The following is a 20,201-nucleotide window of genomic DNA, read 5'->3' as shown; positions in this document are numbered from 1 at the left end:
GAACGTGGGTTACCCGCACATTTTTTCGAGAAAGGCGTGTCGGTAACCCACGTTCGGCGCGAACTACGAAGCGACCTGTCGGCGCGTTGAGGCAGTATCGAACCGTGACCCTTGTCCTGTTGTATCTGGTCGTTCTGGTCCTGATCGCGGTGGTGCTGTTCGCCGTGGGCAGCGTGGTGTTCGGCCGCGGTGAGCCGCTGCCCCCGCTACCTCGGGAGACCACCGCGACGGTCCTACCCGCCTCCGGCGTGACGAGCGCCGACGTCGACGCCGTCAAGTTCGCCCAGACGCTGCGCGGTTACAAGACCAGCGAGGTCGACTGGGTGCTCGACCGGCTCGGCCAGGAACTCGACCAGTTGCGCGGTCAGCTGGCCACCCTGCGGGCCACTCACGGCATCGAGGACGACGAGCCCGTCGAGGGTGGCGCGCATGCACTGCAGTCGGAGGGCGGTGACGAGTCATGACCGCCACCGTCGAAGAACCCTCCGTCGAATCCGACGGCCGTGTCCGCTGCGCCTGGATCGACGAATCACGTTTGGCTCCAGCTGATTTCGTTCTCTACCGCGACTATCACGACACCGAGTGGGGGCGGCCGCTGCGCGATTCGGTCGCGCTGTTCGAGCGGGTGAGCCTCGAAGCGTTCCAGAGCGGGCTGTCGTGGCTGGTGATCCTGCGCAAACGGGAGAACTTCCGCCGCGCGTTCCACGGTTTCGACATCGATCGGATCGCGCGCTACACCGAACGAGACGTCACGCGGTTGATGGGCGATGCCGGAATCGTGCGCAACCGCGCCAAGATCGAGGCCACCATCGCCAACGCGCGAGCGGCCGCCGACCTGCGCGACACGGGGGCCGACCTCGCCGAGCTGCTGTGGTCGTTCGCACCCCCGCCGCGGCCACGGCCGGCCAGCTTCGCCGACGTTCCGGCCGTCACCCCGGAGTCGACCGCGATGGCCAAGGAACTGAAACGTCGGGGCTTCCGCTTCGTGGGGCCCACCACCGCCTACGCATTGATGCAGGCAACCGGAATGGTCGACGATCACACCGCCGACTGCTGGGTCCCGGCGACGTGCGCGGCCTCCGAGAAGCCTTCTTAGCCGGGTCTTTGCACACCGAACGGCGCCGATAGGGAACAATAGAGGCGTTCAGTAGCAGTTTCAGTGCCGGGAATGTCAAACGAGTGGGCAGTCTCGGCCCCGACCGAGCCCGCGGGCGGGCCGGCTCATCTGGAGGGAGCACTCGATGGCGGCGATGAAGCCCCGGACCGGCGACGGTCCTCTGGAAGCAACCAAGGAGGGGCGCGGCATCGTGATGCGGGTACCACTGGAAGGCGGCGGGAGACTCGTCGTCGAGCTGACCCCTGATGAGGCCGCCGCACTCGGGGACGAACTGAAGAACGTCACGAGCTGACGGTTCAGGAGTGACCGGCTACGCCGGATTGCCCACTTTCTGGTAGATCTCCAGGGTCTGCTCGGCGATATGGGCCCAGGAGAACTCCTGAATGCACCGCTGCCGCCCGGCCTGGCCGTATCGGCGGGCGCTCTCGGGGTCGGCGATCAACTCGTTGACCGTCGCGGCCAACCGGCTCTCGTAAGCCGCCGCATTCTGCGGGTCGTAGTGCACCAACCGCCCGGTGTGCCCGTCGGCCACGACCTCCGGAATGCCGCCGACGTCGGAGGCCACGACCGCTGTCGCACACGCCATTGCCTCCAGGTTCACTATTCCCAGTGGTTCGTACACCGACGGGCATACGAAAACCGTTGCAGCGGACAGGATTTCGCGAATTTTGACGATGGGTAGCATCTCGCGCACCCAGAAGACCCCGGCGCGCGCATGTGACAGACGCTGAACCGCCTCGGTCACTTCGGCAGCGATCTCGGGGGTGTCGGGCGCTCCAGCGCACAGCACGATCTGCACATCGGGGGCGAAGTCGTGCGCCGCGGCGATCAGATGTGCGACGCCCTTCTGCCGGGTGATCCGGCCGACGAAGGCCACCATGGGCCGCGACAAGTCGACGCCGAGTTCGGCCAGCACCGATTCGCCCGGCTCCGGGTCTGCCGGATACCAGACCTCGGTGTCGATCCCGTTGCGCACCACGTGCACCCGATTCGGGTCCAACGCGGGATAGGTGCGCAGGACGTCCTCGCGCATACCGGAGCTGACCGCGATCACCGCGTCGGCCCCTTCCACCGCCGTCTTCTCCACCCATGACGACACCCGGTAACCCCCGCCGAGCTGTTCGGCCTTCCACGGGCGCATCGGCTCCAGCGAGTGCGCGGTCAGCACGTGCGGAACCCCGTAGAGCAGCGCGGCGAGGTGGCCGGCCAGCCCGGTGTACCAGGTGTGGGAGTGCACCACGTCGGCATGTGCTGCGGCGTTGACCATGTTGAGGTCGGCCGAGAGCATCGAGAGCGCGGCGTTGGCGCCCCGCAGCGCCGGGTCGGGTTGCGCGACGATCGCGTCCGCGCGCGGGGCGCCCATGCAGTGCACGTCGACCTCGCAGAGGCGGCGCAGCTGAGCGACCAACTCGGTGACGTGCACCCCCGCCCCGCCGTAAACCTCGGGTGGATATTCCCGAGTCATCATCGCCACCCGCATGGTTTCGACCCTAGTTACGGGTGCAAGCCACCGCAGGAGGGCCGTGGCGTCGGGGGTCGCCGGATCGCGTCGGACACGTTGACTCGAAGTGGAATGGGTAGCCCAGGACAGAAGCGGCCGATAGGTTTGAGGCATGAGGGAACTGCCACACGTGCTGGGCATCGTCCTGGCCGGCGGGGAGGGCAAGCGGCTCTACCCGTTGACCGCGGATCGAGCCAAGCCCGCCGTTCCCTTCGGCGGCGCCTACCGCCTGATCGACTTCGTGCTGTCGAATCTGGTCAACGCGCGGTATCTGCGCATTTGCGTGCTGACGCAATACAAGTCGCACTCGCTTGACCGTCACATCTCTCAGAACTGGCGGTTGTCGGGTCTGGCGGGCGAGTACATCACGCCCGTCCCGGCCCAGCAGCGGCTCGGCCCACGGTGGTACACGGGCTCTGCGGATGCGATCTACCAGTCGCTGAACCTCATCTACGACGAGGACCCGGACTACATCGTCGTGTTCGGCGCCGACCACGTTTATCGCATGGACCCCGAGCAGATGGTCCAGTTCCACATCGAGAGCGGCGCGGGCGCGACGGTTGCGGGTATTCGGGTGCCGCGCGCGGAGGCCACCGCGTTCGGGGTCATCGACGCCGACGAGTCCGGCCGCATCCGCAGCTTCGTCGAGAAGCCCGCCGATCCGCCGGGCACGCCGGACAATCCCGACGAGGCGTTCGTGTCGATGGGCAACTACATCTTCACCACCAAGGTGCTGATCGACGCGATCCGTGCCGACGCCGACGACGACCACTCCGACCACGACATGGGCGGCGACATCATCCCGCGTCTGGTCGACGACGGCATGGCTGCGGTCTACGACTTCAGCAACAACGAAGTGCCGGGTGCGACCGAACGCGATCACGGCTACTGGCGCGACGTGGGAACCCTCGACGCGTTCTACGACGCGCACATGGACCTGGTGTCGGTGCACCCGGTGTTCAACCTCTACAACAAGCGCTGGCCGATCCGCGGGGAGTCGGAGATGCTGGCGCCGGCGAAGTTCGTCAACGGCGGCTCGGCGCAGGAGTCGGTCGTCGGCGCCGGCAGCATCATCTCGGCTGCCTCCGTACGGAATTCGGTGTTGTCGTCCAACGTCGTCGTCGACGACGGGGCGATCGTCGAGGGCAGCGTGATCATGCCCGGTGCCCGTATCGGCCGCGGCGCGGTGGTGCGCCACGCGATCCTGGACAAGAACGTGGTCGTCGGGCCGGGCGAGATGGTCGGGGTCGACCTCGACAAGGATCGCGAGCGGTTCGCGATCAGCGCCGGGGGAGTGGTCGCGGTCGGCAAGGGCGTCTGGATCTAACCCCCAACCCCCAACCCCCAACCGCGGGCCGTCCGGAAGTCCCGACCACGGTTCGAACGGTGTGGGTGGTCGCCCCGTTTTGCCGCAACCCCGTGTGTCTCATGGTGGTTGAACCAGCACCGGCCAACGAGGCCACAACCACAGGAGGCACACGATGAGACGCAACAGCATCACCGCCGCCATCGCCGCGGGCGCCGTCGCGGTCGGCGCACTGATAACCACGACCGCCCCGGCCGCACACGCGGAGAAGCTGTCGGACCAGACGATCAAGAGCGAATGCAAGGCCGCCGGAGGGACGTACAACAAGAAGGGAACGGTGTCCACCTGCGGCTACAAGGATGCCAGCGGCAAGCTGAACATCGACTACTACTCCGGCGGGCATTACGTCACCACCCTCACGTAACGCGCCCCGGGTCAGCCCGGTGCGACGTTGCGGCGTCGTCGCCGCAGGATCCTGACCGTCAGCCACGCCAAGACGATGACGGCCACCAGCACCAGCACCGGAACCAGGATCGCGACGAAGACCAGCCCGACGCTGACGCCGTCCTCGACCGTGCTCAGCACCGGTGCAGCGACGCCGGCGGTGGCGACGTTGGCCGCCGGCCGCACCGTCGACTTGGTCAGCGACACCACCAACGCGACGACGACACCGATCACCACCGGAATCCACTGCCCGGACTGGGCGAAAGCACCGGGGTCGCTGACCGCCGACGTCTGCGCCGCGGTGCCCGAACCGAAGACGATGCCGCCCGCGGTCGGGCGGACGAAGGTCTGGACGGCGTCGTTGACACTGTCCAGAGCCGGCACCTTGTCGGCGATGATCTCGACGGCCAGAAGCGTCGCGACGATAGCCATCACCCAGCCGTTCTCCAGCCAGGCCCACCCGGCGGGCAGGGCAACAAGGTCGGTGAACCGCGACAGCAGGCCGAGCGCCAGCAGCGGGATGTATGCGTTTAGTCCTGCCGCCGTCGCCAGGCCGAGCCCAGTGAGCAGTTCCACCTCCGCATTATCGGCCGATCGGGTCGCCGTAGAGGCGACTCTCACCAGACGTAGGGCACCAACCGGAATCGGACCTGCTGCATGTACTCCCGATAGCCCGCCAGTTGCTGCCGCAGCATCTTCTCCTCGTCGGCAATGCGCACCGCGAGCAGCAGCACCGCGGGTGGAACCGCGACCAGCCCCCAGTAGGAACCCAACGCGAGCGGGGTTCCGAGCATCATGACCAGCGTGCCGGCGTACATCGGGTGCCGCACGACCCCGTACAGGCCCGTGGAGACCAGCGACTGACCCGACTCCACGGTGATGGTGGCTGCGGCATAGTCGTTTTGGATGATGACGAACTGCGACACCGTCAGACCGGTCCACACCAGCACATCGCCGAGCACCACCACCGCCGTCGGCACCGCCGACCATCCGAAGCGATGGTCGAGGGCGCTGATCATCAGCACCACGACCACCATCAGCACGGTCGCGGTGATCACGACCCTTTGCACCGGTCTTGTCTCGGCGAACGGTCCCGCTCTCATCCGCCGGCGCAGGGCGTCGGGCCGCTTGACCATGAGGTAAATGCTGGGCCCCATCGTGCCGATGATGAACACGCCGATGAAAACCCACGCCTGCCAATAGTCGAATGTCCCGGCCGGCCAGAACAGCGCTGTGGCGAAGAAGACGAATCCGAAGACGGCCGAAGCCAACGACTGCAGCGCGATTTTCACGACAACTCCTCAGACGGCGTCGCGCCTGCGGTACAGGAGGCCGGCCACCCAGGTCAGGGCGGCGGCGACGACAGCAAGGACGGCGATCGTGATCACCGGGTAGTCGATCGGCGCCGTGGTGCGTCCGATCGGCGACAGGTCGATCAGCCACTGCGGCAACCGCAGCAGCGGCCCGAGATACAGCGCGGTGACGACGAACGCCACCGCCACCCAACCCAGCACGGGCCGCCGCACGGCGACGGCCAGCGCCGCGACACCCGCCATGACCGCCAGCGCGGGAACGAAGGCCACCCCGGCGAGCGTCAGACGAAGTACGGTCGCCGGTTCGCCGACGGTGACGCCCGCGCCCAACCCGTTCCCCAGACCGGCGAACAACATCAGCACCACCGAACCGAGCACCGCCGCCACCACGGCCGTCGTCAGCCAGCGCCACCGCGACACCGATCCGGCCAACACGGCTTCCCCGAGACCGTTGCCCTCGTCGGTGTGAACGCGCAGCACGGCGGCGACGACGTACGCACTCGCCGCGGCCGCGAGGAACTGCGTCATCGTGGTGTACACACCGTCGGCGCCCTGCTGGGCCATCATCAGCCGGATCACCTCGTTGGACTCCGCAGCGTCGAGCAGGGATTTGGTCATGGATCCGAAAGCCAGGCCGGCGAAAAACAATCCGATGGTCCAGCCGACGGTCTGACCCCGCTGCAGCATCAGGTGCAGACCCAGCACACCCCTGATCGGTCGGGCGTCGGGATGCTCACCGGTGGACGGGATGACGCCGTCGTCGTACTGACGCCTGCCCTCCAGCACCGCGGCCAGCGCGATGAGGGCGACGGTGAGCGAGATCGGCAGCGCCAACGGCCACCACCGCAGATCGACGAACGCGCGCATCTGCTGGGCCCACGCGATCGGGGAGAACCAACTCAGCGCACTGCCGGAGTTGTCGATCACATCGCCGATTCCACGGACCACCGCGGCGATTGCCAGCACGGCCATGGCCGCGCCCGATGCCGTGCGAGCCTGGCGCCACAACTGCGCGGTCACCGCGGCCACCGAGCCGAAAAGCATTGCCACGCCGGTCACGCCGAGACACATCGCCGCGGTGTCGATGAGCGAGAAACCGCTCGCGGCCATCGCCAGCGTCATCGTCACAGCGAGGACGGCGTTGACCCCGCCGACCAGAATCAGTGCCGCCGCGGTCCGCGCATGGCGGCCGACGACCGACGACAGCACCAACTCGGCTGCGCCGCTCTCCTCTTCGGCCCGGGTATGACGAATCACGGTGAGAATTGCGAGAATCGACGCGGCGACGATCAGCGTCAGCATCATCTCATTCGCGATCATCGCGCCGAGGTCGGTCTCGTTGCGGCCGAACATCGGCCCGCCCATCATCATTCCCGCGGGCGTCTTCAGTAGATCCACCCGCGTGAGTCGTTGCGCCTCTTCGGGATAGGCCAGTTCCATGGCGGCGGGCGCGTAGGCCATCAGCATCGTCAGGACGCCGACCCAGACGCCGAGCCGCACCCGGTCGCGGCGCAGAGCCAGCCACAGCAGGTCGGCGGTGCCTGTCCATGCGTGCGCAAGACGATGCCGCTGCCTGCGGGGCGCACGCGCCGTCACCGTCGTCATCGCTCGGCCCCCCGGTATTCGCGCAGGAACATGTCTTCCAGCGATGCCGGGGTGACGGTCAGGTCGAGAATCCCGAGCCCGGTCAGAAGGCCCATCGCGCGGTCGAGGTCGTTGCGGTCGACCGAGAAGACGTAGTGCCCATCGGTGACCGCGAAATCGTGGACGAAGGGCTCATCCCGAAGGCGCTGCCCGTCGTTGCGGGTGCGCGCGGTCACGGTCGTGCGCATCAGGTGTCGCAGTTCGGCGAGGGTGCCGGCGCGTACGGTGCGACCGGCGCGGATGATGGTGACGCTGTCACACAGCTTTTCGACTTCGGCCAGGATATGGCTCGACAACAGCACCGCAGCGCCGCGCCCAACGACTTCGCCCACACACTCCTGAAACGCCTTCTCCATCAGCGGATCCAGGCCGGACGTCGGCTCATCGAGGATGTAGAGCTCGGCGGCGGTGGAGAACGCGGCGATGATCGCGACCTTCTGCCTGTTGCCCTTGGAGTAGGTGCGGGCCTTCTTGTGTGGGTCGAGGTCGAACCGCTCGATCAGCTGATCGCGGCGGGTCGTGTCGACACCGTTGCCGCGCAGCCGGGCCAGAAAGTCGATCGCCTGCAGCCCGGTCAGGTTGGGCCACAACGCCACATCTCCCGGCACATAGGCGATCCGGCGGTGCAGTGCCACCGCGTCGTGCCAGGGATCGCCGCCGAGTAGTCGCACGGTGCCGCTGTCTGCCCGCAAAAGCCCGAGCAGCACGCGGATCGTCGTGGACTTACCCGCACCGTTCGGTCCGAGGAAGCCGGTGATCTGGCCCGGTGCGACCCTCAAGTCCAAGCCGTCGAGCGCCCGGGTGCGCCCGAAAGTCTTCGTCAGCCCGCGGATCTCGACAGCAGGCTCGTCGAAGTCAGCCTGCCGCGGACGCTGTGCTGTCTGAGCCGTCATCGCCATCTCCTTGTCGGGGCGTGCTGAACGGGATGCCCTTCTTGCGTTGCTCGAGGAACGCGTCGTACATCGCCGAGTCGGCCATCAGCCCCTCGGTGTACAACTCGAGCGCGGGTAGCACCATCTCCTCGCCGTAATCGCGAAGCGCCACACGAAGATCGGAGGAGGGATGCAATTGCAGATACAGCAGGAAGCCCCCGCCGCTGGCCATCGACAGGAACCGAGCCCTGGCCCGGGGATCGCGGCTCGGCTTGAGCAGGCCGGAGCGCACGCCCTCGTCGAGATACTGCTCGGCGTTGTCCATCATCTGCTGCCAGAACGCCTTGGCCAGTTCGCTGCCCGACTGCAAGCTGCGGACCAGATAGGCCATCAGCGGCGCGTAGGACTCGATCTCGGCCATCTGTGCGAGCCAGGTGGCGGGGTCGTGCGTCTGCAGCGATTCGGTCTTGCTCTCGCGGATCACGTCGGCGACGTGCGAGTCACACGCCTTGCGTAGCCCGTCCTTCGAGCCGAAGTGGTGGATGACCAGCGCCGCGGACACTCCCGCCGCCTCGGCGATGGTCCGCAGGCCGACGGCGAAGCCGTGCTGGCCCCACTGCTCGATCGCAGCGTCGCGGATCCGCGCGATAGCGGTGAGGTCGTTCGGGGCTGAACGCATGTTCAGTAGATTAAACGCGCGTTCAGCCAGCGGTCAAGAGGCCATCGCGAGCAGCCGCAAAAATGCACATGCCGCATTACGGCATGGGTCCGAGCTGGGGGGAGATTCAGTCGCGCGCGGCGGCCAGTAAGCCGTCGCCCAGCGGGATCAACACCGGGGTGAGTCGTTCGTCCTCGGCGATCAGCCGTGCGGCTTCGCGCACCGCCGCCACCTCGGCGTCGTTGGCGCCGGCGTCGCCGGCACGGCCTCCCAGCGCCGCGCGGTGCAGGACGATCGCGCCGCCTGGACGCAGCAACCGGACACCTTCGGCGACGAACTGCGGCTGGTCCAACGGATCGGCGTCGACGAACACCAGGTCGTAGGACTCGTCGGCGAGGCGGGTCAGCACTTCTTGGGCGCGGCCGCTGATCAGCCGGCTTCGCCCCGGCCCGATCCCGGCCTCGCTGAACGCCTGCTTGGCGATGCGCTGGTGCTCGGGTTCGACGTCGATGGTGGTCAACACGCCGTCTTCGCGCATCCCTGAGAGCAGCCACAGGCCGCTGACCCCGGCGCCCGTGCCGACTTCGACGACGGCCTTCGCGGAGGTCAGCTTCGCGAACACGCACAGCAGCGCGCCCACCGCGGGAGTGACGGCGCCGGCGCCGATGTCAACGGCGCGTTCACGGGCCGCCGCGACGATCGCGTCCTCGGAGATGGACTGCTCGGCATGCGACACGATGGCTTCGGCACGGCTGTGCCCTCCGATGACGTCGTCGGTGCCGGCCATGCCCGCAGCGTAGCCAACCGGTGGGGGCCAGCATCGCGACACGCCCGTTCCCGATCGCCGGATCACACGAATCGTCGGCGGGTTCGCGCAGGTCATAAATGGGTAGACGAGCTTTCTCAGGAAATGTTCAGTTTGCTCATATGCCAGGCACGGAACGGTCGGAGACGGTATGTCCCATGGAAAACGGCGGACGCTGGCATCCAGGGGACCAACCAGGGAATACCTACACGGATCTCCGCGTTGCGGGCAGTAGCGAACCGCCGCACCATGATGGCGGCTTGGACCAGGAGGATCTGACGACCATCAAGATGGCACCGACGTCGATGTCCCACCTCGAACAGTTCGTGGACACCGAATGGGTCGAGCCTTCCGACGAAATGACCGGCACCGCCGTGTTCGACGCGACGGGCGACAAGTCGACCATGCCTTCATGGGATGAGCTGGTACGCCAGCACGCCGACCGGGTGTACCGGCTGGCCTACCGGCTGTCGGGTAATCAGCACGACGCCGAGGACCTCACCCAGGAGACGTTCATCCGGGTGTTCCGCTCGCTGCAGAACTACCAGCCCGGCACCTTCGAGGGCTGGCTGCACCGCATCACCACCAACTTGTTCCTCGACATGGTGCGCAGGCGCGGGCGCATCCGCATGGAGGCGCTGCCCGAGGACTACGACCGCGTTCCGGCCGACGACCCCAACCCCGAGCAGATCTACCACGACGCGCGGCTCGGCCCCGACCTGCAGGCCGCACTGGACTCGCTGCCTCCGGAGTTCCGCGCCGCCGTCGTGCTGTGCGACATCGAGGGGCTGTCCTATGAGGAGATCGGCGCGACGCTCGACGTCAAGCTGGGCACCGTGCGCAGCCGCATCCACCGCGGGAGGCAGGCTCTTCGCGACTACCTGGCCAACCACAGCGAGACCGCCACATCGGCTCGCCCCGGCGACGCGGCCAAAACGGCCTGACGTTCGCGGGCTTGGCACAGCGCTCCGCGCTACATTCGAATGGACGCCGTGACACGCAGCGAGAGGAGCTGGGCGATGGTCGACCGGGGACACGTGTTCCGCCGGGCCTTCTCGTGGTTGCCCGCTCAGTTCGCCTCCCAGAGCGACGCGCCCGTGGGGCCGCGAGAGTTCGGTTCCACCGAACACCTCTCGACGGAGGCCATCGCCGCCTTCGTCGACGGTGAACTGCGGCTGACCCCACATCTTCGCGCCGCCCACCACTTATCGCTGTGTCCGCAGTGCGCCGCCGAGGTCGAAGCCCAGCGGCAGGCGCGCGCGGCGTTGCGGGAGTCCCGGCCCGTCGCCATGCCCAGCTCACTTCTGGGCCTGTTGTCCGAGATCCCACACCATGCTCCGCCGGAGCCGCCCGTCGAGACGCAGCGGTCAGAGTTTGCTGACAGCACACAGCGCTCTCGGCGCAGGCGCCGGTAGGGTAAATGCGAAGACGAGCAGCGATCCGCCCCGGCATTCGAGGGCGCTTTCACAGAGGGTGATGACCGGGTGACCAATCTCGACCAGACCGGGCGCGAGCGCCTGGAACCCCGCCCTGTCTCGCGGCCGCCCGTCGACCCGGCGGCGCAGCGCGCGTTCGGCAGGCCCGACGGTGTCGAGGGTTCGTTCGTGGGACTCGACAAATATCGCGACCAAGGCGAGTTCACGCCGACCAACCAGCCGCCCGATCCGGTGCTGGCCGAGGCGTTCGGCAAGCCCTACCCCGGCGGCGACTCGCTTCAGCGCCATCCCGCCGACGCGGGCGCGCTCGAAGCCGAGCGGGATCAGGACACCGACCTGGCCGCAGACCCGTGGCGCGATCCCTCGGCGCCGGCCGCCCTGGGCGCCCCCGCCGTCCACGAGCCGCCGCGAACCCCGGCCAATGTCCCGACCGGCAAATTGGGTGTGCGCGACGTGCTGTTCGGCGGCCGGGTCTCCTACGTCGCGCTGGCGATGTTGGCCATCATCGCGTTGGTGATCGGGTTCGCAGGCGGGTGGGTAGGCCGCAAGACCGCCGAGGTGGTCGAGGCGTTCACCACGTCCAAGGTCACGCTGGACACCGCCGACGCCGGCCCGCCGCCGGAGGGGCATATCGCCAAAGTCGCTGCCGCCGTTGCCGATTCGGTGGTGACGGTGGAGGCCACCAGTGATCAGGAGGGTTCGCAGGGCTCCGGCGTGGTCATCGACGGTCGCGGTTACATCGTGACGAACAACCACGTCATCTCCGAGGCCGCGAACAACCCCAGCAAGTACAAGATGAAGATCGTCTTCAACGACGGTAAAGAGGTGCCCGCCAACCTTGTGGGCCGTGACCCGAAGACCGATCTGGCCGTGCTGAAGGTCGACAACGTCGACAACCTGACCGTCGCGCAGATGGGCGACTCGGACAAGTTGCGGGTCGGCGACGAGGTGATCGCCGCGGGTGCTCCGCTGGGCCTGCGCAGCACCGTCACCGCCGGAATCATCAGCGCGCTGCACCGCCCGGTGCCGCTGTCGGGAGACGGCTCCGACACCGACACCGTCATCGACGGTCTGCAGACCGATGCGCCGATCAACCACGGCAACTCCGGCGGGCCACTGATCGACATGGACGGCAACGTGATCGGCATCAACACCGCCGGGAAGTCGCTGTCCGACAGCGCGAGCGGCCTCGGATTCGCGATCCCGATCAACGAGGTCAAGACGGTGGTCGACTCGCTGATCCGCGACGGCAAGATCGCCCATCCGACGCTGGGCCTGACCGCCCGCTCGGTGAGCAACGACATCGCCTCGGGCGCCCAGGTGGCCAACGTCAAGGCCGGCAGCCCGGCGGAGAAGGCGGGAATTCTGGAGAACGACGTCGTGGTCAAGGTCGGGGACCGGACCGTGGCCGACGCCGACGAGTTCGTGGTCGCCGTCCGTCAGCTCAAGATCGGCCAGGACGCGCCGATCGAGGTGATGCGCGACGGACGGCGGGTGACGCTGACCGTCAACCCGGGTCCCGACACCACGTAGCCGATGTTCGCCAACGTCGGCTGGGGCGAGATGCTGATCCTGGTGATCGCCGGTCTGGTGATCCTGGGCCCCGAACGGCTGCCCGGTGCGATCCGGTGGACGACGGGCGCGCTGCGTCAGGCCCGTGACTACATCAGCGGGGCCACCAGCCAACTGCGTGAAGACCTCGGGCCGGAGTTCGACGACCTGCGCGAGCCGCTCAGCGAGCTCAACAAATTGCGCGGTATGACGCCGCGCGCCGCGCTCACCAAGCACCTGCTCGACGGTGACGACTCGATCTTCACCGGAAATTTCGACCGCAAGCAGCCCGACAAACCGGTCAGCTCACCCGAGCCCCCTGCGCAGTCGGCGCCGCCCGCATCCCCGCAAGCGCCTGCGACGACACCGTTCGACACCGACGCCACGTAGACCCCGCGGGCTCAGATGAAGTATTCCTCGTCGCCGGTCGGGTATCCGCCGCCGTTGGTGGCGATGTGCACATGGTCGAAGTGGTTGGCGGTTTCGTTGCCGTAGTCCGCGGTCCAACTGGGAGCGCCGACGCCGGGGTAGAAGCCCTGCCGCCAGATCACATGGATCACACCCCAACGCTCCGCATTGGCCAGCGCGATCCCGGCGATCTGGTTGCCGAGCGCGATGCCCTCTTCGCTGCCGTGATTCGGGATCATCACGTCGATCGCCAAGCCGTTCGGATGCCACCTCAGCGGGTCTTGGCGGTATCCGCCGATCGTCTTGACTTCGGGGAACAACACGCTGATCGCGCGGGCCACCCGAATGGTGTTGACCTGTAACCCGTTTTCGGGCGTGATACCGGCGGGCAACGCGAACGGGGTGGCTGCCGTGGCAACGGGAGCACTGGCCGCGAGCAACTCCGCTTCGGTGGGTGTGTTGACCTTGGGGACGGCCGCGGGGACCTCCTGCTGCCCGACCGGCGGCGGGCCGGGATGCTGGGTGGGCGGTTCGGCGCTCTGGGCGTAGAACAGGGCGACGGACAGCGTGATGGACGCGACGAGCGCCAGCAACTTGCCGCGCCCGTTGGCTAACAAAGCCCTGCCCACGAACAGCACTGTAACGCCTTGTCGGACAGGGTGTGACGGAGTTCGGGCTCGAACACGAGACCGTTATCGACCGGCCGGGTCCAGGCCCAGCGACATGCCCGCCAGTCCGCGTTTGCGGCTCGACAGGGCATCGGCGACGCTGCGCAACTCCTTACCGGCCGCCGAGTCGGGTGCGGAGAGCACCAGCGGGACACCGGAGTCGCCCGCCGCCACGAGCTCGGGGTCGAGCGGCACCTGGCCCAGCAACGGCACGTCGGCACCGATCGCGCGCGACAACCGCTCGGCGACCTGTTTGCCGCCGCCTTCGCCGAAGATCTGCATGGTCGTGCCATCGGGCAACGTCAGCCCGGCCATGTTCTCCACCACACCGACGATGCGCTGACGGGTCTGCAGTGCGATCGCGCCCGCGCGCTCGGCGACCTCGGCGGCGGCCAGTTGGGGCGTGGTGACCACCAGGATCTCCGCGCCGGGGATCAGCTGGGCCACCGAGATCGCGACGTCGCCGGTGCCCGGCGGCAGGTCGAGCAGCAGCACGTCCAGGTCGCCCCAATAGACGTCGGCGAGGAACTGCTGCAGCGCGCGGTGCAGCATCGGGCCGCGCCAGACCACCGGGGTGTTGCCTTGGGTGAACATCGCGATCGAGATGACCCGGACGTCGTGGGCGACCGGCGGGACGATCATCGACTCCACCTGGGTGGGGCGGTCCGTGACACCCATCATGCGGGGAACGGAGTGCCCGTAGATGTCGGCGTCGAGCACTCCGACCGACACGCCGCGCGCGGCCATGGCCGCGGCGAGGTTCACGGTGACGCTGGACTTGCCGACCCCGCCCTTACCGGAGGCCACCGCGTACACGCGGGTCAACGAACCGGGCTGGGCGAAGGGGACGACGGGCTCACGCGAATCGCCGCGCAGTTGCTTGCGCAGTTCGGTCCGTTGCTCGTCGTTCATCACGTCCAGGCTGACCCGAACGGCGCCCGTTCCGGGGACGTCGGCGACGGCACGGCTGACCTGATCAGAGATCTCGCTCTTCTTCGGGCACGCGGCGGTGGTCAGGTAGATCTCGACATGGACGGCCCCGTCAGGTTCGACGGTGACGTCCTTGACCATCCCGAGCTCGGTGATCGGCCGCCGCAGCTCGGGGTCGATCACCTTGGCCAGCGCGCGACGGATCTCAGATTCCAGGTCAGCGGGTGAATGAGACATCACCGTCGAGTCTAGGCCGACTCGACGGTGGCCCTTAACCGACGGGTCCGGGCGGCGGACCAGGCTGGGCCGCCGGTCCGGGTGCGGGCCCTGGCTGGGCGGCCGGACCGGGCGCTGGTGCTTGAGCCGGGCCGGGTGCTTGAGCTGGGACCGGTGCACCGACCGGAGCCGGTGCGCCGACCGGCGCGGGTCCCGGCTGCGGAGCTCCCACCGGGGCGAGCGGCGCCGGGGCGGGTGGAAGCATCGGGTTGGCGATCGGCGGCCCGCCGAGTGCGGGTTGCAGCGGTGGCGCCGGGTTGTCCTCGATGCAGAACACCGCGCACTCGGGCCGCTGCGGCTGCATCCATGGCGGTGTCCACGGCGGCGGGATCGCCGGCGCCTGGGGTGTCGCCGGGGCCTGCGGCGCAGGTCCTGGGAGGGGTCCGAGCCGCTGACCAGGGGCGAACCCAGGCATGTTGCCCATCTGGCTGGCCACCGCGTCGCGCTCCAGCAGCGGCATCAACGCCAACGGATCGCCCGCGGGCAGTCCCAATGCGTTGAGGGGCAGCCCCGGACCGAGCCCCTGGTATTCCTTGAGATCGGTGAGGTGCACGTTTGCGACGGTGTCTTCCAGAGTCGGGACCGATCCGGTGATCGGGGGCAGGTCCATCGGCACGACGCCCGTGGCGTAGGCCGCTGCCCAGCCCAGCACGTTGCGCGCGTAGGCCACCGAGTTGTTGTAACGCAGAATCGCCGACATGACGTGGTTCGGGTCGCGCAGGTTCAGGTTGCCGCTGCACAGGTAGCGGGCGGCGGCCAGCGACGAGTCGAACAGGTTCTGCACCTCGGCCTTACCGTCGCCGTCACCGTCGGAGGCGTACCGCGACCAGGTGCCGGGCAGGAACTGCATGGGTCCCATGGCGCGCGCGTAGGTGACGCGGTCGGCCACGCGGCTCTGCACGATGATCTCGTTGCCGGGCAGCGTGCCGTCGAGCGCAGGACCGAAGATGGGGCGGATGGCCGTGCCGCGGGCGTCGGTCGCGCCTCCGTTGGCGTGCATCGACTCGATGCGCCCGATACCGGCCAACAGGTTCCAGCTCAGGCCGCAGCCCGGGTACGCGGACGCCATGATGCGCTCGGCATTACGGTAAGCCGACAAGGCCATACCGGGAATGCCCAGTGTGCCAGGCGAATTCACCACCGCAGCGGGGGGCGGAGCCGACACCGTCGAGGCGGCGATGTGGAAGGCCATCGGCTCCTTGGCGACGGCGACCACCGATGCGCCCGCCCGCGCGCCCGGTGACGGCTCGACGGCGGCCAGCGGCGTCACCGCGGCATCCGAGGTCGTACGCGGAGTGGGCGCCGAGGCGCCGACGCTGCCGGCCAGGATGATCGGGGTGATGATGGCCACGCCGAGGCCGGCGCGCATGCGGTTGGCGGATGCCAGCTTCTGCACTCGAGGGCCCGGGATTCGCCGCAGACGCCCCGTTTGGCGCCGCACGGCCTTGAGGGCGGCGGCTCCTCCCCTTATGTGCACTCAACCGTCCTATGTTTGCGATCGCTTGTGAACCAAGTCACCATACCTACTAGATAACCGCCGCGTTACAGCAATTCGTTAGCCACCTGCACTCGACTTTTTGGGCCGGCGCTCACCCGGGTCGCCGTGGCCGGGGTCGTCGTCGCTCGATTCGCCCGGGGCGTGCTGCAGGGCGGCCAGCATTTCGCGCATCTCATCGAGCTCTCTGCGCAGGTAATCACGGGTGACCACCTCGCCGATCGCCAACCGCAGCGCGGCCAGTTCGCGAGCCAGGTATTCGGTGTCGGCCTTCGTCTGCAGCGCGCGGCGGCGGTCTTCGTCCAGCGACACGCGGTCGCGGTTCTCCTGGCGGTTCTGCGCCAGCAGGATCAGCGGCGCCGCGTAGGCCGCTTGGGTGGAGAACGCCAGGTTGAGCAGGATGAACGGGTAGGGGTCCCAGCGCAGCCCGACCGCGAACAGGTTCAGCGTGATCCAGACGACCACGAGGATGGTCTGCCACGCCAGGTAGCGACCGGTGCCCAGGAACCGGGCGATCTTCTCGCTGAAGTTCCCGACCGCCTCGGGGTCGACGTTCAACGAGAACCGCCGCCGGGTGGCCAGCGGCACATCGAGCCGGCTGCGGTCGGTCATGAGGTGCCTTCGGCGCCGGTGAGCTCGGGTTCTTCGGTCTCGCGCCAGTCGTGGGGCAGCAGATGGTCGAGCACGTCGTCGACCGACACGGCGCCCAGCAGGTGGTTCTCCTCGTCGACGACCGGTCCGCACACCAGGTTGTAGGCCGCGAAGTAACGCGTTACCGCGCCCAGCGAGTCATCAGGGGACAGGTTGGGCAGATCGGTGTCCACGATTCCGCTGACCAGATCCGCCGGTGGCTCGCGCAGCAGCCGCTGCAGGTGCACACAACCCAGGTAGTGGCCGGTCGGCGTGGCGGTCGGGGGGCGGGTGACGAACACCAACGAGGCCAACGCCGGGGTGAGGTCCGGGTCGCGGACCCGCGCGAGCGCCTCGGCCACGGTGGTGTCGGGGGCCAGCACCACGGGTTCGGACGTCATCAAGCCGCCCGCGGTGTCGGGGGAGTGCGCCAGCAGGCGACGGACATCCTCGGAGTCCTCGGGATCCATTCGGCGCAGGAACTGCTCGGCGTCGGTGGGCGTCATCGACCCGAGCAGATCGGCCGCGTCGTCGGGGTCCATCGCCTCGAGAACATCGGCGGCCCGGTCGGCGGGCAGCCGCCTGAGCACATCGAGCTGGTCGTCTTCGGGCAACTCCTGCAGCACGTCGGCCAACCGCTCGTCGTCGAGGGCGTTGACCAGTTCGTAGCGCCGCTTGGCCGGCAGCTCCCGGATCGCCTCGGCCACCTCGACGGCGCGCTGGCCCTCGAACTGATCGAGCAGCTGCGCCACGCCCTGGCCGGGCATCGCCAGACCCGACGGTGTCAGGCCCTGCACGTGCTGCCAGTCCACCACGTGCACGTTGGCGCGCCTGCCCAGGCGCCGGTGCGGGCGGACGGCGACCTTGGTGACCATCCAGTCCCGGGTGCGCGTCTGCTCGATGCCGAGGTCGACGACGATCACGTCGACGTTGGCCAGTTGTGGCAGATCGGGATCGTCGACGCGCACCCGGGTTTCGATCACCTGACCGAGCACGAGCACTTCACCGGGACGCTGGACGAACCGGCGCAGCGACACACTGCCGGTGGCCAGCGTCACGGCGCCGGGATCGATCGACGTCACCCGCAGAATCGGTACGAAAATTCTTCGCCGCGTGAGCATTTCGACAACCAAGCCGAGGACGCGGGGTTGCTGGCGCACCAGGCTGATGCTGACCACCACATCACGGACACGGCCGATGGACTCCCCGTCGGGGCCCAAGACCACCATCCCCGCGAGACGGGCCGCATAGACCCTGTTGACCGCCGCCATGCATCAAAGGGTAGAGAGTGTGGTTGTGGAAAACCGGTATCGACCCCGCCGAACGGTCCTTTCCGTTCCCGGGAGCAGCGCGAAGATGGTCGAGAAGGCGAAAACCCTGACCGCTGACGAGGTGTTCCTCGATCTCGAGGACGCCGTCGCGCCGGAGGCCAAGGCCGAGGCCCGGACGCGGGTGGCCACGGCTCTGGCGGAGCCGGGATGGGCCGGTCAGCTGCGCGGTGTGCGCGTCAACGACTGGACGACGCCGTGGACCTACGCCGACATCATCGAGGTGATCTCGACCGCTGGTGCCGCACTGGACATCGTGGTTCTGCCCAAGGTCAGCGACGCCTCTCACATCCAGGCGCTGCACATGCTGTTGAGCCAGCTCGAGGCCACCCACGACCTTCCCGTGGGCCGCATCGGCATCGAGGCGCAGATCGAGAATGCGCAGGGCCTCACCAACATTGACGCGATCGCGGCCGCTCCGCGGGTGCAGGCTTTGGTGCTCGGGCCCGCCGACATGGCGGCCAGTTTGAACATGCGCACGCTCGAGGTCGGTGACCAGCCGGAGGGGTACGACGTCGGCGACGCGCACCACCACGTGCTGATGCGCATCCTCGTGGCGGCGCGCACGCACGGGGTGCTCGCGATCGACGGGCCCTATCTCAAGATTCGCGACGTCGACGGCTTCCGCCGCGTCGCCGGCCGTTCCGCGGCCCTCGGGTACGACGGCAAATGGGTGTTGCACCCCGATCAGATCGCAGCGGGCAACGAGATTTTCAGTCCCCGGCAGAGCGATTACGACCACGCCGAGCTGATTCTCGAGGCCTACGAATGGCACACCTCGCGGGCCGGCGGGGCCAGGGGCGCGGTCATGTTGGGCGACGAGATGATCGACGAGGCGAGCCGGAAGATGGCCCTGGTGATCGCCGGAAAGGGCCGCGCCGCAGGCATGCAGCGCCAGGGCGAGCCGTTCCGTCCGCCGCAGTGAGGCTCAGATCCACTGCCATCCGCTGGCGAGCAGGCTCATGTACAGCAGGATGTAGACGAGGAAGCCTGCCACCGCGAGCCCGCCGATGATGGTGCCCGCCAACGCAATTCCGTAGCCGTCCTGTCCGGTGCGTTTGGTTTCGCGCATCGCCATGACGCCGAGGATGACCCCGACGATGCACGTCACGCCGCAGCAGAACACGCCAACCAGCGAGCTCACCAGCGAGCCGATCGCCATCCCGTTCGTGCCCGCAGGACGGATCGGCCGGTAGGGGTCGTATCCGTAGCTGTATCCGTAGCCGACGGGCGGTTGGTAGCCCGAATACGGGTTCACCGAAGCCGGATACGGCGGCGGATAACCCGGCGGGGGCGACGCGCTGAGCGGTGGCGGCAATCCCGCATCGGTGGGGTAATCCACCGGTGCGAACGGATCGGGTCTGCCGCTGTTGCCGACGCCGTCCTGATCGCCGCCGCTCACGGTGTCAGGTGCTCAGCATCGCGAGGGTGAAGACGATGTTGAGCAGAAGCGTCGCCGCGCCGACGGCAATGCCGGCGATCGCCAACCCGCGACCGCCCTCGCCGTTGGTCTTGATCTGGTTGAGCGCCACGATGCCCAACACGATGCCGATGAGCGAGCCGACACCGCACAGGACGCCGACGGCCGATGCCACCAGCGAGCCGATGGCCAATCCGTTGGTCTTGTCCTGCGGCATGCCGTAACCGTCGGCATAGCCGGGTGCGCCGTATCCGGGCGCTCCGTAGGGGGCCGGACCGCCGTACGGGGAGGGTGCGCCGTAGGGCGGCGGCGGGTATCCCTGGCCGGCGGTGGCCAACCCGCGACCGCCCTCGCCGTTGGTCTTGATCTGGTTGAGCGCCACGATGCCCAACACGATGC

At 68.1% G+C, this 20,201-nt stretch carries 24 protein-coding genes; 10 read left to right on the top strand and 14 right to left on the bottom strand.

Annotation, left to right across the window (positions count from 1 at the left end):
• Positions 1-104: 104 nt before the first annotated feature.
• The 3 genes from AU072_RS00115 (at position 105) to AU072_RS27370 (ending at position 1,409) form a co-directional block, all read left to right on the top strand.
• A complete protein-coding gene (locus AU072_RS00115) occupies positions 105-464 on the top strand; it encodes a DivIVA domain-containing protein (protein WP_064411862.1) in 360 nt (119 codons plus the stop codon).
• Positions 461-1,096, top strand: a complete 636-nt coding sequence (locus AU072_RS00110) for a DNA-3-methyladenine glycosylase I (RefSeq protein ID WP_064411861.1) — start codon at positions 461-463, stop codon at positions 1,094-1,096. Before AU072_RS00115 ends, AU072_RS00110 begins: the two co-directional genes overlap by 4 nt.
• Before the next feature lie 145 nt (positions 1,097-1,241).
• Positions 1,242-1,409: a DUF3117 domain-containing protein gene (locus AU072_RS27370; protein WP_005059648.1), complete on the top strand. Its 168-nt coding sequence runs from the start codon at positions 1,242-1,244 to the stop codon at positions 1,407-1,409.
• Between the two features lie 18 nt (positions 1,410-1,427).
• Here AU072_RS27370 and glgA read toward each other — a convergent pair whose 3' ends face one another.
• Entirely contained in the window at positions 1,428-2,597 is a 1,170-nt protein-coding gene (glgA, locus tag AU072_RS00105; RefSeq protein ID WP_064411860.1) for a glycogen synthase, read from the bottom strand.
• A gap of 133 nt (positions 2,598-2,730) precedes the next feature.
• On the opposite strand from glgA, the gene glgC reads away from it, so the two are divergent.
• Together glgC and AU072_RS00095 are read left to right on the top strand one after the other, a co-directional pair.
• On the top strand, positions 2,731-3,945 hold the full coding sequence (gene glgC, locus AU072_RS00100; RefSeq protein WP_064411859.1) for a glucose-1-phosphate adenylyltransferase: 1,215 nt from the start codon (positions 2,731-2,733) through the stop codon (positions 3,943-3,945).
• 154 nt (positions 3,946-4,099) lie between these two features.
• Positions 4,100-4,348 (top strand): hypothetical protein, encoded by a 249-nt coding sequence (locus tag AU072_RS00095; RefSeq protein ID WP_064411858.1) that lies wholly within the window; start codon positions 4,100-4,102, stop codon positions 4,346-4,348.
• Between the two features lie 11 nt (positions 4,349-4,359).
• Here AU072_RS00095 and AU072_RS00090 read toward each other — a convergent pair whose 3' ends face one another.
• The 6 genes from AU072_RS00090 to AU072_RS00065 all read right to left on the bottom strand — a co-directional run bounded on the left by AU072_RS00090 (position 4,360) and on the right by AU072_RS00065 (position 9,642).
• Positions 4,360-4,944 (bottom strand): DUF4126 domain-containing protein, encoded by a 585-nt coding sequence (locus AU072_RS00090; protein ID WP_064411857.1) that lies wholly within the window; start codon positions 4,942-4,944, stop codon positions 4,360-4,362.
• Between the two features lie 41 nt (positions 4,945-4,985).
• On the bottom strand, positions 4,986-5,660 hold the full coding sequence (locus AU072_RS00085; protein ID WP_064411856.1) for a methyltransferase family protein: 675 nt from the start codon (positions 5,658-5,660) through the stop codon (positions 4,986-4,988).
• Positions 5,661-5,669: 9 nt separating this feature from the next.
• Positions 5,670-7,286, bottom strand: a complete 1,617-nt coding sequence (locus tag AU072_RS00080) for an ABC transporter permease (RefSeq protein ID WP_064411855.1) — start codon at positions 7,284-7,286, stop codon at positions 5,670-5,672.
• Complete coding sequence (locus AU072_RS00075) at positions 7,283-8,218, bottom strand: ABC transporter ATP-binding protein (RefSeq protein WP_064412278.1); 936 nt, start codon at positions 8,216-8,218, stop codon at positions 7,283-7,285. Before AU072_RS00075 ends, AU072_RS00080 begins: the two co-directional genes overlap by 4 nt.
• Complete coding sequence (locus tag AU072_RS00070; RefSeq protein ID WP_064411854.1) at positions 8,181-8,876, bottom strand: TetR/AcrR family transcriptional regulator; 696 nt, start codon at positions 8,874-8,876, stop codon at positions 8,181-8,183. The genes AU072_RS00075 and AU072_RS00070 overlap by 38 nt, the downstream gene beginning before the upstream one ends.
• Positions 8,877-8,982: 106 nt before the next feature.
• Positions 8,983-9,642: an O-methyltransferase gene (locus AU072_RS00065; protein ID WP_064411853.1), complete on the bottom strand. Its 660-nt coding sequence runs from the start codon at positions 9,640-9,642 to the stop codon at positions 8,983-8,985.
• Between the two features lie 176 nt (positions 9,643-9,818).
• Here AU072_RS00065 and sigE point away from each other — a divergent pair, with 176 nt between their 5' ends.
• The 4 genes from sigE (at position 9,819) to tatB (ending at position 13,037) form a co-directional block, all read left to right on the top strand.
• On the top strand, positions 9,819-10,604 hold the full coding sequence (gene sigE, locus AU072_RS00060; RefSeq protein WP_064411852.1) for an RNA polymerase sigma factor SigE: 786 nt from the start codon (positions 9,819-9,821) through the stop codon (positions 10,602-10,604).
• Positions 10,605-10,679: 75 nt separating this feature from the next.
• Entirely contained in the window at positions 10,680-11,075 is a 396-nt protein-coding gene (gene rseA, locus AU072_RS00055; RefSeq protein WP_064412277.1) for an anti-sigma E factor RseA, read from the top strand.
• Between the two features lie 69 nt (positions 11,076-11,144).
• On the top strand, positions 11,145-12,629 hold the full coding sequence (gene htrA, locus AU072_RS00050) for a serine protease HtrA (protein WP_064411851.1): 1,485 nt from the start codon (positions 11,145-11,147) through the stop codon (positions 12,627-12,629).
• 3 nt (positions 12,630-12,632) lie between these two features.
• On the top strand, positions 12,633-13,037 hold the full coding sequence (tatB, locus tag AU072_RS00045) for a Sec-independent protein translocase protein TatB (RefSeq protein ID WP_064411850.1): 405 nt from the start codon (positions 12,633-12,635) through the stop codon (positions 13,035-13,037).
• Positions 13,038-13,048: 11 nt separating this feature from the next.
• Here the strand turns inward: tatB and AU072_RS00040 are convergent, their stop codons facing one another.
• From AU072_RS00040 to AU072_RS00020, 5 genes are all read right to left on the bottom strand, one after another.
• The gene (locus tag AU072_RS00040; protein WP_120270928.1) at positions 13,049-13,693 is read right to left on the bottom strand and encodes a VldE C-terminal domain-containing protein; all 645 of its coding nucleotides are present in this window, start codon (positions 13,691-13,693) and stop codon (positions 13,049-13,051) included.
• A 54-nt stretch (positions 13,694-13,747) separates the two neighbouring features.
• Positions 13,748-14,890 carry an Mrp/NBP35 family ATP-binding protein gene (locus AU072_RS00035; RefSeq protein ID WP_064411849.1) on the bottom strand — a complete coding sequence of 381 codons (1,143 nt, stop codon included), beginning with the start codon at positions 14,888-14,890 and terminating at the stop codon, positions 13,748-13,750.
• Between the two features lie 34 nt (positions 14,891-14,924).
• The gene (locus tag AU072_RS00030; protein WP_165595585.1) at positions 14,925-16,298 is read right to left on the bottom strand and encodes a lytic transglycosylase domain-containing protein; all 1,374 of its coding nucleotides are present in this window, start codon (positions 16,296-16,298) and stop codon (positions 14,925-14,927) included.
• 186 nt (positions 16,299-16,484) lie between these two features.
• Entirely contained in the window at positions 16,485-17,036 is a 552-nt protein-coding gene (locus AU072_RS00025) for a DUF1003 domain-containing protein (RefSeq protein WP_064411848.1), read from the bottom strand.
• Positions 17,033-18,325, bottom strand: coding sequence for a magnesium transporter MgtE N-terminal domain-containing protein (locus AU072_RS00020; RefSeq protein WP_064411847.1), 1,293 nt, complete (start codon positions 18,323-18,325; stop codon positions 17,033-17,035). Before AU072_RS00020 ends, AU072_RS00025 begins: the two co-directional genes overlap by 4 nt.
• A gap of 25 nt (positions 18,326-18,350) precedes the next feature.
• Here AU072_RS00020 and AU072_RS00015 point away from each other — a divergent pair, with 25 nt between their 5' ends.
• The gene (locus AU072_RS00015; protein ID WP_120270927.1) at positions 18,351-19,307 is read left to right on the top strand and encodes an HpcH/HpaI aldolase/citrate lyase family protein; all 957 of its coding nucleotides are present in this window, start codon (positions 18,351-18,353) and stop codon (positions 19,305-19,307) included.
• Between the two features lie 3 nt (positions 19,308-19,310).
• Here AU072_RS00015 and AU072_RS00010 read toward each other — a convergent pair whose 3' ends face one another.
• The gene (locus AU072_RS00010; protein ID WP_120270926.1) at positions 19,311-19,784 is read right to left on the bottom strand and encodes a DUF4190 domain-containing protein; all 474 of its coding nucleotides are present in this window, start codon (positions 19,782-19,784) and stop codon (positions 19,311-19,313) included.
• A gap of 4 nt (positions 19,785-19,788) precedes the next feature.
• Positions 19,789-20,201 (bottom strand): DUF4190 domain-containing protein (locus tag AU072_RS00005; RefSeq protein WP_133147247.1); only part of this gene is annotated, 413 nt, incomplete at its 5' end.

This window comes from Mycolicibacterium novocastrense (genome assembly GCF_001499835.1).
Lineage (GTDB): Bacteria > Actinomycetota > Actinomycetes > Mycobacteriales > Mycobacteriaceae > Mycobacterium > Mycobacterium novocastrense.
Note: the sequence above shows the minus strand (reverse complement) of the source record. Positions and strands in the feature narration are given on the sequence as shown.

Coding starts and splice junctions, on each gene's coding strand:
- glgC (WP_064411859.1), top strand. CDS start 2,731: ATGAGGGAACTGCCACACGTGCTGGGCATCGTCCTGGCCGGCGGGGAG.
- AU072_RS00020 (WP_064411847.1), bottom strand. CDS start 18,325: ATGGCGGCGGTCAACAGGGTCTATGCGGCCCGTCTCGCGGGGATGGTG.
- AU072_RS00025 (WP_064411848.1), bottom strand. CDS start 17,036: ATGACCGACCGCAGCCGGCTCGATGTGCCGCTGGCCACCCGGCGGCGG.
- tatB (WP_064411850.1), top strand. CDS start 12,633: ATGTTCGCCAACGTCGGCTGGGGCGAGATGCTGATCCTGGTGATCGCC.
- AU072_RS00110 (WP_064411861.1), top strand. CDS start 461: ATGACCGCCACCGTCGAAGAACCCTCCGTCGAATCCGACGGCCGTGTC.
- AU072_RS00030 (WP_165595585.1), bottom strand. CDS start 16,298: ATGCGCGCCGGCCTCGGCGTGGCCATCATCACCCCGATCATCCTGGCC.
- AU072_RS00035 (WP_064411849.1), bottom strand. CDS start 14,890: ATGTCTCATTCACCCGCTGACCTGGAATCTGAGATCCGTCGCGCGCTG.
- sigE (WP_064411852.1), top strand. CDS start 9,819: ATGGAAAACGGCGGACGCTGGCATCCAGGGGACCAACCAGGGAATACC.
- glgA (WP_064411860.1), bottom strand. CDS start 2,597: ATGCGGGTGGCGATGATGACTCGGGAATATCCACCCGAGGTTTACGGC.
- AU072_RS00065 (WP_064411853.1), bottom strand. CDS start 9,642: ATGGCCGGCACCGACGACGTCATCGGAGGGCACAGCCGTGCCGAAGCC.
- AU072_RS00070 (WP_064411854.1), bottom strand. CDS start 8,876: ATGCGTTCAGCCCCGAACGACCTCACCGCTATCGCGCGGATCCGCGAC.
- AU072_RS27370 (WP_005059648.1), top strand. CDS start 1,242: ATGGCGGCGATGAAGCCCCGGACCGGCGACGGTCCTCTGGAAGCAACC.
- AU072_RS00075 (WP_064412278.1), bottom strand. CDS start 8,218: ATGACGGCTCAGACAGCACAGCGTCCGCGGCAGGCTGACTTCGACGAG.
- rseA (WP_064412277.1), top strand. CDS start 10,680: ATGGTCGACCGGGGACACGTGTTCCGCCGGGCCTTCTCGTGGTTGCCC.
- AU072_RS00080 (WP_064411855.1), bottom strand. CDS start 7,286: ATGACGACGGTGACGGCGCGTGCGCCCCGCAGGCAGCGGCATCGTCTT.
- AU072_RS00095 (WP_064411858.1), top strand. CDS start 4,100: ATGAGACGCAACAGCATCACCGCCGCCATCGCCGCGGGCGCCGTCGCG.